19 protein-coding genes are annotated in these 18,150 nt (G+C 40.3%); 4 read left to right on the top strand and 15 right to left on the bottom strand.

The window, feature by feature from the left end; all coding sequences use genetic code 11:
• Window positions 1–5: 5 nt before the first annotated feature.
• From IEX94_RS13450 to IEX94_RS13440, 3 genes are all read left to right on the top strand, one after another.
• Window positions 6–854 (top strand): metal ABC transporter permease, encoded by an 849-nt coding sequence (locus IEX94_RS13450; protein ID WP_188858202.1) that lies wholly within the window; start codon window positions 6–8, stop codon window positions 852–854.
• On the top strand, window positions 854–1,267 hold the full coding sequence (locus tag IEX94_RS13445) for a Fur family transcriptional regulator (protein ID WP_156855794.1): 414 nt from the start codon (window positions 854–856) through the stop codon (window positions 1,265–1,267). The genes IEX94_RS13450 and IEX94_RS13445 overlap by 1 nt, the downstream gene beginning before the upstream one ends.
• A gap of 711 nt (window positions 1,268–1,978) precedes the next feature.
• Window positions 1,979–2,443 (top strand): SH3 domain-containing protein, encoded by a 465-nt coding sequence (locus IEX94_RS13440; protein WP_156855793.1) that lies wholly within the window; start codon window positions 1,979–1,981, stop codon window positions 2,441–2,443.
• A 47-nt stretch (window positions 2,444–2,490) separates the two neighbouring features.
• On the opposite strand, the gene IEX94_RS13435 is transcribed toward IEX94_RS13440, so the two are convergent.
• The 12 genes from IEX94_RS13435 to IEX94_RS13380 all read right to left on the bottom strand — a co-directional run bounded on the left by IEX94_RS13435 (window position 2,491) and on the right by IEX94_RS13380 (window position 14,170).
• A complete protein-coding gene (locus IEX94_RS13435; protein ID WP_229782724.1) occupies window positions 2,491–3,297 on the bottom strand; it encodes a VLRF1 family aeRF1-type release factor in 807 nt (268 codons plus the stop codon).
• Window positions 3,298–3,425: 128 nt separating this feature from the next.
• Window positions 3,426–4,718: a hemolysin family protein gene (locus IEX94_RS13430; RefSeq protein WP_188858201.1), complete on the bottom strand. Its 1,293-nt coding sequence runs from the start codon at window positions 4,716–4,718 to the stop codon at window positions 3,426–3,428.
• A gap of 234 nt (window positions 4,719–4,952) precedes the next feature.
• Window positions 4,953–6,290 carry a C40 family peptidase gene (locus tag IEX94_RS13425; RefSeq protein ID WP_229782723.1) on the bottom strand — a complete coding sequence of 446 codons (1,338 nt, stop codon included), beginning with the start codon at window positions 6,288–6,290 and terminating at the stop codon, window positions 4,953–4,955.
• Between the two features lie 313 nt (window positions 6,291–6,603).
• On the bottom strand, window positions 6,604–7,233 hold the full coding sequence (locus IEX94_RS13420) for a response regulator (RefSeq protein WP_156855831.1): 630 nt from the start codon (window positions 7,231–7,233) through the stop codon (window positions 6,604–6,606).
• On the bottom strand, window positions 7,233–8,306 hold the full coding sequence (locus IEX94_RS13415; RefSeq protein ID WP_188858200.1) for a sensor histidine kinase: 1,074 nt from the start codon (window positions 8,304–8,306) through the stop codon (window positions 7,233–7,235). The genes IEX94_RS13420 and IEX94_RS13415 overlap by 1 nt, the downstream gene beginning before the upstream one ends.
• Window positions 8,303–9,031, bottom strand: coding sequence for a cell wall-active antibiotics response protein LiaF (gene liaF, locus IEX94_RS13410; RefSeq protein ID WP_188858198.1), 729 nt, complete (start codon window positions 9,029–9,031; stop codon window positions 8,303–8,305). Before liaF ends, IEX94_RS13415 begins: the two co-directional genes overlap by 4 nt.
• Before the next feature lie 90 nt (window positions 9,032–9,121).
• Complete coding sequence (locus IEX94_RS13405) at window positions 9,122–9,760, bottom strand: PspA/IM30 family protein (RefSeq protein WP_188858195.1); 639 nt, start codon at window positions 9,758–9,760, stop codon at window positions 9,122–9,124.
• Window positions 9,761–9,786: 26 nt separating this feature from the next.
• Window positions 9,787–10,131 (bottom strand): lmo0954 family membrane protein, encoded by a 345-nt coding sequence (locus IEX94_RS13400; protein ID WP_156855786.1) that lies wholly within the window; start codon window positions 10,129–10,131, stop codon window positions 9,787–9,789.
• Window positions 10,132–10,375: 244 nt separating this feature from the next.
• Complete coding sequence (locus IEX94_RS13395) at window positions 10,376–10,981, bottom strand: DedA family protein (protein WP_156855785.1); 606 nt, start codon at window positions 10,979–10,981, stop codon at window positions 10,376–10,378.
• 99 nt (window positions 10,982–11,080) lie between these two features.
• Complete coding sequence (locus IEX94_RS13390) at window positions 11,081–12,067, bottom strand: LLM class flavin-dependent oxidoreductase (RefSeq protein ID WP_188858193.1); 987 nt, start codon at window positions 12,065–12,067, stop codon at window positions 11,081–11,083.
• A 273-nt stretch (window positions 12,068–12,340) separates the two neighbouring features.
• The gene (locus tag IEX94_RS13385; protein WP_229782722.1) at window positions 12,341–13,396 is read right to left on the bottom strand and encodes a M42 family metallopeptidase; all 1,056 of its coding nucleotides are present in this window, start codon (window positions 13,394–13,396) and stop codon (window positions 12,341–12,343) included.
• A 204-nt stretch (window positions 13,397–13,600) separates the two neighbouring features.
• On the bottom strand, window positions 13,601–14,170 hold the full coding sequence (locus IEX94_RS13380; protein ID WP_188858248.1) for a DUF1836 domain-containing protein: 570 nt from the start codon (window positions 14,168–14,170) through the stop codon (window positions 13,601–13,603).
• A gap of 128 nt (window positions 14,171–14,298) precedes the next feature.
• Between IEX94_RS13380 and trhA the strand changes: the two genes are divergently transcribed.
• Window positions 14,299–14,946 carry a PAQR family membrane homeostasis protein TrhA gene (trhA, locus tag IEX94_RS13375; protein WP_156855782.1) on the top strand — a complete coding sequence of 216 codons (648 nt, stop codon included), beginning with the start codon at window positions 14,299–14,301 and terminating at the stop codon, window positions 14,944–14,946.
• Window positions 14,947–14,988: 42 nt separating this feature from the next.
• On the opposite strand, the gene IEX94_RS13370 is transcribed toward trhA, so the two are convergent.
• From IEX94_RS13370 to IEX94_RS13360, 3 genes are read right to left on the bottom strand one after another with little or no spacing between them, the layout of a single operon-like run.
• The gene (locus tag IEX94_RS13370) at window positions 14,989–17,241 is read right to left on the bottom strand and encodes a carboxypeptidase-like regulatory domain-containing protein (RefSeq protein WP_188858190.1); all 2,253 of its coding nucleotides are present in this window, start codon (window positions 17,239–17,241) and stop codon (window positions 14,989–14,991) included.
• On the bottom strand, window positions 17,231–17,545 hold the full coding sequence (locus IEX94_RS13365) for a hypothetical protein (protein WP_188858187.1): 315 nt from the start codon (window positions 17,543–17,545) through the stop codon (window positions 17,231–17,233). The genes IEX94_RS13370 and IEX94_RS13365 overlap by 11 nt, the downstream gene beginning before the upstream one ends.
• Window positions 17,535–18,086 (bottom strand): RNA polymerase sigma factor, encoded by a 552-nt coding sequence (locus tag IEX94_RS13360; protein ID WP_188858184.1) that lies wholly within the window; start codon window positions 18,084–18,086, stop codon window positions 17,535–17,537. Before IEX94_RS13360 ends, IEX94_RS13365 begins: the two co-directional genes overlap by 11 nt.
• Window positions 18,087–18,150 lie beyond the last annotated feature (64 nt).

Genomic DNA, 18,150 nt, shown 5'->3' with positions numbered 1-18,150 from the left:
ATATTATGCTAGCTGACTTTTTAAACTATGAATTTTTACGATATACATTTATAACTGGCTTATTAATCGGAATCATCGCTCCATTACTCGGAACTTTCATTGTCGTCCGCAGGCTTTCTTTAATTGCGGATGCCTTATCCCATGTTACATTGGCAGGGATTGCCTTTGGGTTAATGATCGAGAAGTTACTTCTCATCACCTTCCCCCCTCTTTACAGCGGGATGGCCTTCTCCGTCATCGGTTCCATTTTTATTGAAAAGCTGCGTACGGTTTATAAAACATATCAGGAATTGGCAATTCCGATTATCCTTTCTGCCGGTGTCGGATTAAGTGTTATTTTCATATCTCTAGCTAATGGATTTAACACGGATTTATTCGGATATTTATTCGGATCGGTTTCCGCTGTAAGCCAAAGTGACTTCTTATTGATTTTCATAATATTTATTATCGTCGTTCTGATCGTCACTTTTTTCTATAAAGAACTGCTTACTCTATCCTTTGATGAAGAACATGCAACGATCTCAGGCATTCATACGAAACACATTCACCTGTTATTTATTGTGCTAACTGCTCTTGTTATTGCTGCTTCAATGCGGATTGTTGGAGTCTTACTCGTCTCCGCTCTTATGACCCTCCCTGTCGCTGCAGCGATGCGGATTGCAAAAGGGTTTAAACAAATGTTGTTTTTATCTATTTTGTTCGGTGAAATTTCTGTTATCATTGGTATTATAAGCGGATATTATTTAAGTATCCCGCCAGGTGGAACAATTGTCATGATTGCCGTCACGATTTTACTGTTAACAATCGGGGTTAAACGGAGTCGGAAATCACAACAAGAAATGAGGGAAGCCTAATGAATTTACAGAATGCAATGGAAGTGCTAAGAAAGAATGGGTATAAATCAACTGGGCGCAGGAAAGATATTTTAACCTTTTTCGAAAAAGCTGATGGATACCGGACAGCGAAAGAACTGCATCAATTTATGGAAGATAAATATGAAGGTATTAGTTTTGACACCGTGTACCGGAATTTACATTTATATGATGAAATGAAAATTCTTGAAAGCACAGAATTAAATGGGGAAAAACACTTCCGGATGAAATGTGCGACCCACCATCATCATCATTTTATCTGCAGCAGGTGCGGAAAAACGAAAGAAATTAATATTTGTCCGATGGATGAAGTTGAAAATAAACTAGAGAACTACATGATCGAGGACCACAAATTTGAAATCTACGGCCTCTGTCCCGAATGCCAAGTCGCATAAATAACCGACTTGGCTTTCTTTCTCATTTTTGGTCAAAGTGAATCTTCATTTTGAAGGAAGAATACTTTCATACAGCGTAAGTGTCCAGCTCTTTCAGTTTTTTGGCGTTCTAATTACCGTTCAGTTGCCCGGCGGACGGATGCTTTCCACGGGCACGGCCTCAGCCTCGACGCATAGGACGTGCTAATGCAGACGTTGCCACAGGACGTGGCGTTCTTAGTCTGCCTCGGAAGAAGTTCGCTTCCTGCGGGGTCTTCGGACTCGTGCTTTTCCCGTTGAAGTCACCGTCCGCCGGGCAACTGAACTGATAGAGAGCGTTATTATTAATGGAAACTAACTCACCACTATGATAAGCGATCCTAATTTCTAAAATGAAAAATAGTGTTCCAAATCATGCTTTCCCTCGGAGCAGTCCAGACACCTCGAGACTCCTGCGGGAGGATAGGCTTGGTGAGACCCCGCAGCAGGCTTGCCTGCGAGGAGGCTCACCAGCCGCCCGCGGAAAGCGAGAGGTGTCTGGACTGCGAACCTCCAGGAGAAACTTGCACTTATGCTGTATAACAGGAAAACAATTCACAGCTTCCACAGCTTCTATCGATTACAAAAGTAAATATAGCTGTTTATCCTGTGAAAGTTGAGTAAGTAATGAAAGACTTTTTCGTTTAATTCGTGTATACTACTACTAGATATTATAGTTTAGGAGTTTATAAGATGAAAAGAACGAAAGCTTTTATTGCAATTATACTAACAATCGTTGCGCTTGCCTTCGTTGTTTTTGTAGGCATAATGCAACAAAAATTTACCAATCCAGACCTCGCTTCTATGTCATACCCACAGACAGATACGGAGAGTGCCACAACAGACGAAAAGAACGAATCCGATGAAGAGGAAGCAAAAGATACAGATACTGTAGCTGGAGCTGTTGGTTCGGTTGTAAATGACGAAGAAGCCGACGATACAGTAGATGCTGAAGAAATAGAAGCAACAACTTCAACAAGGACCGTAGAGGTCGAGACCTTAAATGCAAGAAGCGGACCTGGTGTTGATTATGATTTAGTCGGCGTACTTGTCATGAATCAACAAGTCGAAGTTGAAGATCGCGGTGAAGAATGGGTAAAGGTAACAACCGATGAATTCACCGGCTATGTGAATGCAAAATTTTTATCTGAAGAATAAGTTGAAAAAGTAAGAAGAGGTGGGAGTTTCCTACCTCTTCTTACTTTTTATGCGAGCACCTCTTCTAACACTTTTGTTTCTTCATGGTCGAGCATATTCTTCTGTAAAACGGCGTCGATTGGGCGATGCATAAGTTTCTCAAGCTCTTTCGCACTGTCTCCTTCTCCAACCATATAAAGCTGTTCCCATTGATTGTCTTTGGCTATCTTATCTAATTTCGGGGCAATCTTTTTATACCAGCGATGTTGGTTAGCAGCGAATCTCGATTCAAAACTATCCTTTTGTACATGGGGACCACCCGCTCCTGCAGTAGATGGTCGCCTTGGGCCTTGTTTTATCTTCCAATCTTCTGTATCTACATCGAGTTCAAAATATGTTGTCTCCTTAATCCGATTCGACTCTGAATCGATCACTTTAACTTGGTTCTGCTGCACGAGAACGATACCAAGCTTTGGATACTTTTCGCTTAGTTCAATAAGTTGATTAATCTCCGGTGTTTCCTGCCAGTAGAACTCATCCTCCAACCGCATTTGTACACATTTAGCAAACCACACATCATCATCTGCCGTTGCATAAATAATAACGCCACGCTGGAATTGCTGCTCATTCTCCTTAATAAAATCCATCGCTTTCTTTTTAACCTTTTTAAAATTATTTAATTCCTCTGTATTATCATCTTGCTGTAAGTATGTTTCGAAGTTTCTCATCCCGTTCTTCAAGTGGATCTTCCATTCTCCCCCTTGCTGGTTCGGGTCTGATCTATCCGTGTTTAAATACATCGTAAATACCTTGTTCGCTCCTTCTTTCCGCACATCCTTAAGCCAGTTAATCGTTTCCGTAATAGTAAGACTCACTCCATCGCCTCCTATAGAAAAGATAATTACTTCTTCTTGTATTTATCCTTAATAGAGAGTAGTTAAACATAAGACCGTTTTAACGCAACAAAAAAGCAGGCAATTTGCCTGCTTTTCTATATGAACCGTTATGGTTTAATTATCTTAACTTTTTTAATCTGGTAACCATCCATTTCCTCGATTATAAAACGGTGGTTTTCATATTCTATGATGACACCTTCCTGTGCGTCCAGGTTTGTCGTAAACATCCATCCCCCGATTGTGTCGACTTCATCATCTACCAGCTCGATACCGAGGATTTGATTCACATCTTCCAGATGAAGTTTTCCAGATACAATGAATGTCTTATCATTCACTTCCTGTACGTCAGGTATTTCATCTTCATCAAATTCATCACGAATATCACCAACGATTTCTTCTAAAATATCTTCAACCGTAATTAAACCGGCTGTTCCGCCATATTCATCATTAACAATTGCCATATGGATCCGATCTTTCTGCATTTTGAGCAGCACCTGCTTAATCGGTGTAGCTTCAGATACATGCAGAATTGGCCGAATAAACTGATCAATTGTAACATGCTTATTTTGGTGATATCCTGTGAGAACTTCTTTCAAGTTTACTAATCCAATAATATTATCTTTATCCTCATCCGCTACCGGATATCTTGTATATTGTCCTTCAAGGATAACATCCATATTTGATTCTAAACTATCTTTTTTAAAGAAATATACCATTTCAGTTCGAGGTATCATGATTTCCCTTGCTACTCGCTCATCAAACTCAAAAATGTTGTTTACATACATCATTTCCGATTGATTAATTTCACCACTTTTATAACTGTCAGCTAGAATTAAACGCAGCTCTTCTTCCGTGTGGGTCTCTTCATGACTGCTGATTGGTTTGAACCCCATAGCAAGAATAATTAGCCGAGCTGTACCGTTTAAAAGCCAAATGAACGGATAAAGTAAACGATAGAACCAAACGAGAGGTCTTGCAATAAATAAGGTAACTTGCTCCGCCTTTTGAATAGCAATCGTCTTTGGTGCGAGTTCTCCAATTACAACATGTAGAAAAGTTGCAATCAGAAAGGAGATCGCAATTGCTATCGTCGTAACCATTCCAGTACTAACATTAAAATAAGAAATGACTGGATAGAGCATTTTCTCAAATGTCGGTTCCGCGAGTCGTCCAATCCCTAATGCAGTGATTGTTATTCCGAGCTGACACGCTGATAGATATTCATCCAAGTGGGTGATTATTCTCTTTGCAGCAATTGCAGATTTTTTCCCTACTTCGATGTGTGGTTCAAGTTGTGTACTTCTAATTTTTACAATCGCAAATTCCGCCATTACGAAAAATGCGGTTAATGCAATTAGTACAGCAACTGCAAGTAAATTAATTATGGGCAATACGTCCAATTAGTGTTCCTATGCACAAGCAATAGGAACTTCACCTCCTAAGTGCAAATATAAATTCATTTTTATTTCGAGATTATTAGTTATGATTGGCTCCATTTTATTATAATATATCCAACCATACCCGTCTATACAGAAGATTTTATTTTTTAAAATTCAGGTTCAAAAATTTAAGGATAAAATACGAGAAAAAATCCACCCTACAGATAGGATGGATTTTATGAATTGTTTACTTTATTATCTTACGCTGCGTACGTGGCCTGAGAATTTATCAGCCCAGTAACCGCTAGACATGTCTGCTACTGCTAGACCAGTAGAGTTCTGTGCACCGATAAACTTACCGCCACCAAGGTAGATACCTACATGACCGTTTGTTTTATATGTGTTGAAGAATACAATGTCACCCGGTTGCATATTACTTGCGGAAACCTTCGTACCAACACCTGCTAGTCCTGCAGTGCTTGACGGTACGGAAATTCCACCTTGAGCAAATGCCCAGGATACAAATCCAGAACAGTCAAATCCACCTGGTCCTTTTCCTCCCCATACATATGGAGTGCCAAGGTGAGCGAATCCAGCGTTCATTGCAGTTTCAACACCGCCAGACGCTGCTGGACGGGATGAATCAGATGAATTAGTTGAATTAGTTGAATTAGTCGAATTAGTTGATTTTGATTTCGGTTCTTCTTTTGAAACAGTTGATAAGTTATTGTTACTTGAATCATTATTATTTGAACTATTGTTATTTGATTCATTGCCACTTGCATTCGTTTCGTTACTTGCTACCTGAACTTCAGGAGCAGGTTGTGTTAATTCATTAATGTTCTGTCTAACGTCTCTTTCAAGGGAAGCAAGCTCGCTGTCTTTCACTTCAAGTTCTTCTACTTTTGCAACAAGTGCTGCTTCTTTATCTTTGATTTCTGCCTTTTTATCTTTGTTTTGTGTTTGTTGAGCTTTGATTGTTTTCTCAATTCCTTCAAGCTCGACACGCATTTCTTTTAATTCATCAAGTTTAACAATTACCTCTTCTTGCTTCTCTTCAACTTTAACTTTATCAGCGTCGATTTGTTCCATTAATTCAGCATCAGAATCGCTAATTTTGTTAATTGCACTTACACGGCTAATGAAATCCATGAAATTTTGCGAGCCGAATAACACTTCAAGATAAGAAATGTTACCACCATTCTTTTGGTAAGCTGATGCGCGTTCTTTTAAAATGTCGAAACGTTTTTCAATCGCTTCTTCAAGTTCTTTGATTTCCGCTTCAAGCTTGTCTACTTGCTCTTCTGTTGCAGTAATGGATTTTTCATTTTTCTCCATTGTTGCTTTGTTTTCGTCAAGCGCTTTATTAACACGGTCAATTTCATCATTTAAATTCTCTAAGTCTATTAATAAATCAGCAATCTCCGCTTCTGCCTCGGATAAGTTTGCTTTAATCGTTCCTCTTTCATCTTGAATTTGCGTTTGCTTGTCCTTCAGGTCATCAATAGATTCTGCTGATGCGTGATCAGTAAAAAACACACTGCTCAAACCTACTACTGTTACAGTAGCCATCGTTACTAAGGTCTTTTTCAATTTCTCGTTCCCCACTTCCTCACTACTATTGCATCTCTTTATGTATGTTCATGAAAGCCTACCTGCAAATTCGTGTCATTAATTTATATTATGTATTATTTTCATTTCAATGGTATTGTAACACCCAAAAATTGCAGTCGTGTTATCGTTATATTACAGTTATGTTTCAATTAATGACAAATTATTTCCTTAATAGAGAAAAAACATGCAATATCCCTCGGGCATACTACATGTTTAGACGTATATTTTCCTAATAGAGGACGATATATTAAAATCCTTTCATTTCACCTGATAATTTAAGACTGATAGAAAATTATACAAGATTATGCTGGAAAGCATAAATAACTGCCTGGGTTCGATCCTGTACCTCTAATTTTGCTAAAATATTACTTACATGGACTTTCACTGTTTTCGTTGCAATAAACAACTCATCGGCTATTTCTTGGTTCGTTTTCCCAGCTGTAAGAAGAAGCAGGACTTCCTTCTCCCGTTCTGTCAATTGCTCATGCAACGCTTCCTCTTGAGAATGGCGCATCCGGTTCATTAATTTCCCAGTTACTTCAGGTTCCAAGATCGATTGGCCTTCATGAGTTGCGCGGATCGCTTCGGCTATTTTTTCAGCCTTGGAAGTCTTCAGCAAATAGCTTTTCGCGCCGGCTTCAAGCGCTGGGTAAACTTTTTCATCATCGAGAAAGCTTGTAACGATGATAATCTTTGCTTCCGGCCACTCAGATAGGATCTGTTTCGTAGCTTCGATTCCATCCATTTCCTTCATAACTAAGTCCATTAAAATGATATCCGGCTTCCATTCAAGAGCTAACTTCACAGCTGGTTCTCCGTCATCAGCTTCAGCTACGACTTCAATATCCGGTTGTGCGGACAGATAAGACGCTACGCCAATACGAACCATTTCATGATCATCGGCAAATAATACAGTTATCATCATTCTTCCTCACTTTCTGTTTGAATAGATGCTCTTTCTTCTTGATCCGATCCTGTAGGTAGGGGAACTTTTACCTCAAGCTTCGTGCCTTGATTCGGTAAGCTGACAACTTTGAACGTTCCACCGATTTCATATGCCCTCTCCCTCATATTATGGAGGCCATAGGAACTAGTTTTCACGCTTTCCATGTCGAAACCTACCCCATTATCTGAAATACGTAAAATTACCGTACCTTCTCGCTTAATGAGCAACACATGAAAACTCGTGGCTTGTGCGTGGCGCAATGTGTTGGACATCGCTTCTTGAATGATACGGAACAGTTGGTCTTCAATTCCCTTATCAACAGAAAGTTCTTCCGCTGTCCACGATATATCAATCGTAATTTTCTGTTGCATTTCAACAAGCAATTCTTCCACACCTTGAACAAGAGATTTCCCTTTTAACGCGACTGGACGCAGGTGTAGAAGGAGTGCCCGCATTTCCAGCTGGGATTGTTGCAGCATTTTTTCCACTAATTGTAATTTCTTCTTCATTTCATCATCTTCAGGAGCATTTTGCAGATTGAGAGCTGAAATCATCATTGATGCCGCAAAGAGTTGTTGACTTACAGAATCATGTAATTCACGGGCAAGCCGGTTTCGTTCTTGGACGACAATTTCTTGTAAGCTCTTTTCTCGTTCTTCCGCTCTTTCTGTTGCAAGTCTTTGCGCGTTTTCCGTTTGCTGATCTATTCGTGATTGAATGAGTTCTAGACGCTTTTCAATGCTTTTCAGTTCGTGATACGGTTCTTTTTCCTCATCAAGTCTCTGCCCCTTACTTAGTCTGTCAAGCTTACGTTCAATCCGATGCAGTCGTTGTCTCCAGTACCAACCAGTTGATATCCCGAAAATCGTTCCGCCTGCTAGTATGAAACCAAACACCCAGATTAAGAAAGAAACATTGCCAATCTCGGTTTCCCACAGAATCGCATAACTGTCCGGAGGGAAAACAGTGAACACAAGTGTGAGGACGACCGCTGAAAGTAAGATACTAAACAGAATGCCAGTGAATATATGGCGGATAATCGTACTCATATACGCTTCACCTCAATATCTCCAGAAAATAGCGAGGTGACGATTTTTACACGCGTTGTTGCGTGATCATAAACAGCCGTTTGATAAAAAATCGATTTATTAAAAAGTTTTTCATGACTTTCGTGGAAGATATGGGCATTACCGAATATAGCACTGTGGTGGATACTGACCTCCACTTCATAAGGTACATATATTTCAATATTACCCAGACCATGACGTATTGAAATAACCGCTGTGTCATTCGGGATGACGGTATTACTTAAATCAATAACCCTATCACCAAGCAAGCCATGAATGTTCACATCTCTCCACTGGTAAGCAGTCTCCTCAGTATACTGGTCATCCAATACGGTATGGTCAAATAGAGGTTCCACACGACTTAGCGGCTCGTTTAGTGCTTCTTCGTCGGGAAGCTTGGGATAGATTCGATCGGTTCTTTTCGTTGAATCATAGTATCTCATCGCAAAGATAACAATTGCTGCAATAATAAGGAATCTAACTGCCATAAGACTCAGTATCGAAAAAATGAGACCAATAAGACTAAGCCAAAAGACAATTTTACCCCAGAGGGTATAAAAGTTCTTCCAGCTAATATAGACTAAGAACCCGCATATAATAGCGGGGATAATTGTTCCTCCAAAGGAAAATACAAATTCAGCCATGAGAAGGAGGATGCCGATGATTAGAATCCAGTTATATGATTTTGTCGGTAATTGCTTGAACATGACGGCTCCCCCTTACCTTTTCAATCGTTTAAGGCGCAGATTTCATCTACGCCTATATAGTATATCATTTTCCTTGGAGCTTATCGCATCTTATTCCACATTTTCTTTATCTTGTAATTCTTTTTCAAGCTTAGCAATTTTACTATCGAATGTGCTCTTATAATAGGAGCTATTCACCTTGTATTCCAGATTCTCGATATACTGCTCCAGTTCGGCAAACTTCGCAAATGGTTTATCGGATACATCATCGATTACTTGGTTCATTTGCTGATTCGCCCTTGCAATATTTTCTCTTCCCATTAATTCCATTCGGCGCATATGCATATCTTTCAGGCGATGCTTCATTTCTTCATATTTATTTTCCAGTGAAACGAGTTGTTCTATTGTTTCTTCCCTGCTCTGTTTTAAGCGGGCTGCACGCTTCTCATACTCTTCATACTCTTTCACTGCAAATTCATATAAATCGGTTTCTCCTGCTTGCTCTGCAATGTCTGCTTGTCTCTTGCGCTTATCTGCTAAATCTTGAGCTTTTAAATATTCACGAGAGAATTCATCTTTCAATTTGTACTGGCGCTCAATCATCTTTCTGACTTTTTCCTTTTCCAGTTCGCTTTGGCGCAAGTATTGATTCAATGCTGCGACTGGATTCTTTTCCTCTTTCTTATCCATTAAATGATGCAAGTCTGCTGAAATATTATCCATGATGCGTGTAAAAATGTTTGTTGACATAATTTATTCTCTCCTTTTAAATTTAATTATTGATGTAAATCTGCCCATTCCCGTTCGAAATTCGTAAATGGATCGTCATCGTTCACCGTGTGGACAACTGGTTCTTCCTTCCAGCTCTTCATGATCAAATACAATACATAAACAGCTGCGACACCAATGATTGCATAGATGTTCGACAAGCTGATGCTTAACACAAGCAATCCAACTACAATCCAGCCGACTTTTGCACCCGTTGAATCCGTTGCGACAAACTTTTTAAACACGATATACAACAACCAGAGACTCAACCCTAAAATAATCATTGGTCCAATATTGGCAAGCAACACGAAAAATGCAATTAATCCCCCAACAAAGAGTAAAAATTTCTTCATGTGACAGCCTCCTTTCTTGATCTTGACTCCATCTTACCGCAGAAAACAAAACCTGATAATGAGCCCCAGACATAAATCCAACTAAGCCCCAAGACGTATTTAGTGGGACACCGGGGTCAGAGGTTTTGTCCCACTGCGACTGGTGGGACACTGGGGACTGGTGGGACATGGGGTCAGTGTAAATGTCCCAGTTATACGCACCTAAAAAAGAGTACAAAAAAAGAACGGCATATCACCATTCTTTTCATTTTCTCCATTTTTTTATATATATAAATGCCATCAAAATGACGCCTGCTCCAAGCAATGAATAAACAATTGTCGAATAAACGTCCATAATTCCTAGAATAGCTTCCCAGTTCTCACCAAGGAGGACACCCACTGCTACAAGGAGAGCATTCCAAATCAATGTTCCGAGTGTTGTTAACAGGATGAATGCGGAAAATTTCATATTCGACATCCCAGCTGGAATAGAAATAAGACTACGAACGAGCGGCACCATCCGACAGAAAAACACTGTCCAATATCCAAATCTATCAAACCAGGTATCCGCTTTACGAATATCCGCTTTTTCAATTCTAAGAAGATGACCGAACCGTGCCACAATTCTCTCCAAGCGCTCCACATCAATCAGGAGGCCGATGCTATACAGAATCATCGCACCGATAACGGAACCCAATGTCGCTGCTGTCATGACGCCAATTACTGTTAGATTTGCATACGTGGTCATGAACCCTCCAAAGGGAAGAACGATTTCAGATGGGATGGGCGGGAATAAATTTTCCAACGTCATCATAAGAAAAATACCCAAGTAGCCGAACTTTTCCATTATATATGTGACCCAGCTTTGCATGCATACCTCCTGACTTTCAATTTACCTTGCTATTATGGATACTTGTCCATTAAACGCTTCTCTATAATATTTATATACAAACTACCATGAACTTAGAAGCTATAATCCAAATTCACGTGCAATCAGTTCGTAAGATTTTTTACGAGCCGCAAAATCATGCGTAATTGTAAGAATCATAAACTCGTCCGTACCATATTCCTCACTTAGTAACTCAAGCGATTTCCGAACAATATCCGGCGTTCCAACAATTTGCCGGTCACCGGATTTACGCAAAAGTTCGAGATCTTCATCTGTAAGCTTATATTCATTCACTTCAGTAATAGAAGGAATTTTTCCATTTCCCTTCCCTTTATCCTGCATCCATTTCCATATTTGATTGCTTTTCGCAAGCTGCTCCGCTTCCTCTTTCGTCTCCGCACAAATAACGTTCACCGTAACAATTGCTTCCGGCTCTCCCTCCTGGAAGTTTTCAAAGTAACCGCGCACAATTGACGGACCGTCTGCATCACTCATAAAGTCGCCAAACACATATGGCAGGCCTTTCTCGAGCGCTAACACTGCACTTTTCTTGCTCGTGCCAAGAAGCCACGGGACCGGTTGTTCTTTCGGAACAGGTTGTGCAGAAACCTTAGAGAAAAGATGTTCTTCAGGAAAATCACGATTCAAGAAATGGAGTAATTCATCCAGTTTTTCCGGATAGTTTTTCACCTGTTCGAGAAAATTATCTACAAGCGCAATCGATGCCTCTGCTGATCCGCCCGGCGCTCGTCCAAGTCCAAGGTCTATTCTTCCGGGATATAAAGTAGCCAGCAGGTTATATCTTTCAGCTATCTGGTACGGCCTATAGTTTGGTAAAAGAACCGCCCCAGAGCCGATGCGAATGCGATTCGTTTTCGAACCAATAATACCAAGAATGATGTCTGGTGCGGGACTTGCTAATCCCGGGAAGTCATGATGCTCGGCAATCCAATAGCGGTGAAATCCTAATTTTTCCGCCGTCACAGCGAGATCAATCGTCGCTTCCAGTGCCTCGTTTGCAGTTTTTCCATTTGGAATGGGAACCTGATCAAGAATACTTAGTTTCATCTTTTATACCTACCTTCCTTGTTCTCGAATAAAGGCGCAAGCGCCCTTACAGGCTAAGAACGCGATTCGTTACGCGGGCGCCTGGAACTGCGATTACTCGTCCCACCAAAAGATCTGCTAGTTGCTGGGCGCAGAGCGGACGTGGCTAACCCTGGATACCTAAATTATCACTGCATTTTTATTTTATAGTTTCCTACGCTAGAACAAGAGGTGGGACAATGCCTCCGTCCCCAATGTCCCACTGGGACAAGTGCTCTGACCCCGTGTCCCGTTTTATATTTCTACCTGTTTGGATTGGATGTAGTGGTAGAGTAATTGTTCGGTGTTTTTTAGGGAATCTTCGTGGGTGCGTTCGTATGCGTGGGAGGCGTCGATTCCTGGACCGATAAGGCCATGGACGATATCATGCCCGCTTCGGATTGCCGCTGACGCATCGGATGCGTAATAAGGATAGATATCTAACTTGTAGCCGATATGATTTTCCTCGGCTAAATTAGCTAAATTCTTGCGCAATCCATAATGGTATGGTCCGCTACCATCTTTCACACAGATAGAAACCGTGTATTCATCCGTGGACTGATCTTCCCCCATTGCTCCCATATCAACCGCTACATATTCGACCGTTTCCGCTGGAATATTAGAATTTCCTCCATAACCGATTTCTTCATTATTAGATATCAGAAAATGGGTTGTATAAGGTAGACTAAGCTTTTCATCTTTGATTCGTTTCATTAGTTGGATAAGCATCGCAACACTCGCTTTATCATCTAAATGACGTGATTTGATGAAGCCATTATCTGTTATTTCAACACGGGGATCGAAGGAGACAAAATCTCCCACCTCGATGCCAAGCGCTCTTACTGCTTCCGCATTTTCCACTTTGGCATCAATTCGCACTTCCATTTTTTCTTGATTATATTTAGCATCCCGCGCATTTTTATAGACATGCACAGATGTCTCATGATGTAAAATAGTTCCGGTGAAGATTTTCCCTGAAGACGTCTCAATCTCACAATATTCCCCATCGATTGAGTGATACGTAAATCCACCAATTAAATCCAATCGGAGACGACCGTCACGCTTAATTTCTTTCACCATGGCACCTAACGTATCGACATGAGCAGTAAGCATACGATGTTCGTTTTCATTCTCACCTGGAATTGTCGCAATCAAGCCGCCTTTTCTATTTCGCTTATGTTCAATTTGTAAATCTGTTAAAATCTCTTCAATAAAAGAAATTACTTTTCCAGTATTCCCGGAAGGACTCGGAATAGAAACAAGTTGTTTAATTAGGTTTTTCGTCTCTGAAAGATTTGGATAAGTCGCCACATGCATTCTCCTCATTCTTTTTCTTTTATTTTATCATAAAGTGAAACTTCATTCAGTGGGGGATTCATTACCTCTCCACTGAATGTTAGTTGAACAGAATCAGGCATTTATGGACTGTTTATCCCCCACCCTCACATGTTGGACTTCCCTCATGTTTAGAAGTGGGGGTATTACAAACCTTTAATGCGTGATAAACGGTAAAGCTTAGTCCTTTTTCGCTTCTATATCTGCAATCTCATCAACTAAGGCTTCAGCTGCCCTGCGATAATAATTACTCATATTAACAAAGGATAGTACGAGCAGCACCTGATTCAAATAGCTATCATCGAGTTGCCCGGCATCCACCTCGCGCACCATTTTCTTACTGTCTTCGGTAAAACGTTCGAGATTACTTCCCGAAAGCTTTATAAAGGATTCATATAATGGCCCGAGATCAAGTGTTTCTTCCATCATCTGCTGATTAAGTGATTCCAGTGTTGTCTTAATATCCCGTATTGCAAGAATCGTCTTCATTTCATAAATCAAATCAATGAGCATGACATGTTCCGGGGAGTATTTTTTATTTTTTATCGGGAAAAATAATTTCCCCTTGGAATAATTATTGATCATTGTTTTCGTTAAAATCTTTTCATCTGTTGTCCGTTTCGTTTGTTCATACTTATTTTCAAATAATTGGATGACCTGATCCATGTATAAGTCCAATCCAGGTATATCCTGGCTGGATAGTCGTGTATTGAGCTGCAGTTTCTCCAGTAAGTTATCTAAATTATTCACCATATCTAAATTCCTCCACATTTTTATTAGCAGCGGTTGACTTATCGCTATAAACTATGTTATAAATTTATTATAACACTAACACGTAGTTTTAAAAACCACGTGTTACATCGAAAGGGGTTTTCCAGTTGAATCAGTATATTAGAGAACCAATTAACAGCCTAACACATTGGGTAGGTGCAGTTCTCGCTTTATTTGGATTAGTAGCAATGATTATAAAGGCCGTCGCCGAAGGGTATTCAATAATTGGCTTGACAGCCGTCGTTATTTTCGGAGTCAGCATGATTTTACTTTACTCGGCATCCGCAACGTATCATATGGTCATTGCAAAAGATAAGGTGATAGCTTGGCTGCAGCGAATTGATCATTCGATGATTTTCGTTTTAATTGCTGGGACTTACACCCCCTTATGTATCATCGCATTGAATAACACATTAGGTTGGATTCTATTCAGTGTCATTAATGGCCTCGCAATTCTTGGTGTCATTTTCAAACTGACATGGTTCACTTCACCAAGATGGCTTTCCACCATGATTTACATTTTAATGGGGTGGCTCGCTATCTTTTTCACTGGAGAATTAGCCCCAGCACTTGGTACAGGCGGGATGGTCTATCTTATCCTTGGTGGTGTCGCCTATACGATTGGCGGGATTATTTACGGATTTAAACCAGAATTTCTCCGGTTTAAAAATTGGGGCTTCCACGAGATTTTTCATATTTTTATTCTCCTCGGCAGCCTGTTCCATTTCATTTGTATATATTGGTATGTCATTTAACAAAAAAATGCGTAAGGCGGGATATCTGCCTCACGCATTTTTTTAATTCACTTCCTCCAAAGCGCGGATAAATTTAGTAAGTGAAGTTTGTTCTGTTTGTTCCTTCCATTCCTGCAGCTCGGTATCCTGCTCTTTGAAAAAGAACATCAGCCCTTCATGCAAGGTATCGATAACCCGAGCGTCATCATGCACCGCTTGTTTTATATCAGAAATAAGAACACTCCAATCCACTACACCGACATTACCAGTCGTATATTCCATATAAGGATATTGTTTTGCTAAATCATACACTTCATCTAAATCAGTACCAAGATAAATTTCCACAGCTAATAGATTTCCGATATTGTGGTTGTCGCTTCCTTCCAGCAGTGCTTCCTTATGGAGGTTCGCAGCTTCCTCGTATTTACCTTGAAATAAAAGAGCATTGGCATGGATACTTTTTGTATAAGGGTCGATTGTTTCTCCCAAAGCCGCTTTATACTTCTGATACCACTTCTCATATGGCTCCCAATCGCTTGCATCGTAATAATAATGTAACATCTGATTCAGATAAATAGGATCTGCCGTAAGCTCGGCTAGTTGTTCATAATAAGGTTGCTGCAGCTTTTGCGCGGTACTAAAGCTCCCACCCGCTTCGATCCCGATCAACCGTGCAACCATTCGGAGGCTGTGCAAGTCATCTGGGTTGGATGTTAAAACGTTCCGGTAACCGTCAAGCGCCTGTTCCAATTCACCGGCTAGCAGCAATTCATCTTCTGCTGTAAGTTCCCGTTGTTTTAAATACATAGTCGGCAGATTTCCGATTGTTTCTTCCGCTAACCGGTAACCATTGCTTTGTGTTATAAGATTTCCATCTTCATCAAAAGCCTTCACATTCCAAGAATAATGTCCCTCTGGATTTTCAAAGCCAAGCACCGTTGCCGGGTTGAAATAATCGTTCTTTGTTTCTGCAATATCAGTAAGGAAATTCAAATAAATATTATAAAGACTCTCTACAGGCAATGAAAGTTGACTTTCTTCCACCTTCCTATCCCAGCTCATCCCATAAGAAACATCGCTTTCTTCTATATGAAAGTCAAGCATGTAATAAGCTGCCTCGTCAACCGCTTCCCAGCTAAAATCAATCGTTTTTTCCTCCAATACGGCTTCGTTTGCAGGAGCGTTTACTTCCAGTAGCGGGGCTAGCGTAATATCATATTGAATATTTTCTGTACCGTCGATTCTTACCCAGTCATTCATATCAACCGGCCAAAAATAGCCATCGATTTGCTCCATTTGGAAACCGGCAAACACTTGATAATCTCCAGGCATAACCCCCGTGAATTCGAAATTCCCAGCAGCATCTGTCTTTGTCTGGTACCATTCATCAGGACGAATCGAACTAGTAACATCGGCAGCATCCCTAAGAAATACACCGGCATCCTTAATCGGCGTCCCGTCCTGTCTGCTAATATTTCCTGATACCTTCGCAACCTCCGCCGCACCATTCACAGGAGGACCAGTTAGCAAGCGGTTCTCCAATTTCTTCATCTCTTCATAAACACCGCTCTGTTCTATCGGGTCTTCATTCTCTTCTTTTTCCCAAGCAATTCTATATTCTTCCAAACCTTGCTGAACCGTCGCTAAAGCCTCTTCCAGCTGCCCCTTCCTCAATAAAAGGAATGCTTCATATTGCTTCTTTTCTGCCTTAGCATACGCATGGTCCGGAACGTCAATTTGTTCTAATAGACTTTCCGCTTTAGCTAGATTTCCAGCTTGCAAATGGAGCTTGATAAACGAAAACTTTAGTTCAGGAATTTCATAAGAGTGCTCCGACTTTTCCAAACGTTCAACTGCACGATCATAGATTTCCTGAAGTCTAGCGTCATCTCCTTCCAGTACTGCTTCATATGCTAGCTCCATAACCGCCGTTTGTAGATATCCATTAATAGGCCCATTTTCTAGATAATCCTCAATATATGGTTGCTTTTCTTCCCAACTGATGAATGGCCAATCATGATCCGCAGCCACGCTTGTCGTCATAGAAGGCCCGACATATATTGCATAGTCATTCATCCACTCCCCACTTAAGAAACGCTCTTCAATCAGGTGATATTTTTGACTCGGCAGAATATTGTCTTCCAAGAGTTCGAGAATTTTGTCTTTTCCAACCCCACTTCCATTCGCAAGCTTATATTTTACTATACCGAGTTCAAGTTGTGGTATCAGATAAATACTTGCAAGCGGAATAAGGATAAAAATGCCCGTCATAATCATAACCAAATGCTTTATTTTTAACGTAATATTATTCCTCATTCACAAGTCTCCTCTCTACTTCCGCTTTCCAATACGTATTACCTCCGATTTCAATCGTTTCATACGGATATTCATCTTGATTATTGAATTCAGAAATTGTGAAAAATCCGTAACCGAACAAAAGGATGACCACGGCTGAACTTACTGGAAGAATTGGTATGCTGATCTCTTTATTCCATAGTTGATGAAGTTTATCTTTCCACGTTGGCCGGTAAACTTTTTTCAACACATCTGTTTGCTTTGTAAACCGAATATTTTCAAGTTCCTTATTTAGTCGATTCTTTATCTGCTTTTTATCCTCCATTATGCGCACCCTCCTTTAGTAAATGGTCTTTTAACAATTTTTTCGCCCGCTTTAACCGTGACTTGATAGTATTTTCCTTTATATTTGTCGAGACAGCAATTTCCGCAAGCTTCAATTCGTTAAAATAAAATAACGTGATGACTTCTCGATATTTATAATCCAATGCATGAATTGCAGCTGTGAGATTCTCGTTCCACTCAACTGCCAATAAATCCGCTTCTGGACTATCAATCCTATCCGCTTGTTGTGTGCGCTCGATTATTTCTATATCTGGGAAAATATGCTTAAAACTCCATTTGCGCATTTGCTGTCGGCAACGATTAATCGTTATCGTTGTCAGCCAGCTCTTTAAATGTTCTTCCTTTTCCAGCTGATTTATTTTTTCAAATGCGGAGATAAATGTATCTTGCACCGCTTCCTCTGCCCGTTGGTGATCCTTGATTAATAGGTAAGCCATTCGGAGCAAATAGTCCCCATATTGATTCATGAGTTCAACTAAAGCAGCCTCTTCTTTTCTTTTTAACCTGTCGACTAGGTTCAACTTGCTCCCTCCCCTTACTACTAAGATGCAGGCAGATGATAAAAAGTTGCATTTATAAAAAATT

Source organism: Oceanobacillus indicireducens (assembly GCF_014647195.1).
GTDB lineage: Bacteria > Bacillota > Bacilli > Bacillales > Amphibacillaceae > Oceanobacillus > Oceanobacillus indicireducens.
This window is presented reverse-complemented; position numbering and strand designations above follow the sequence as displayed.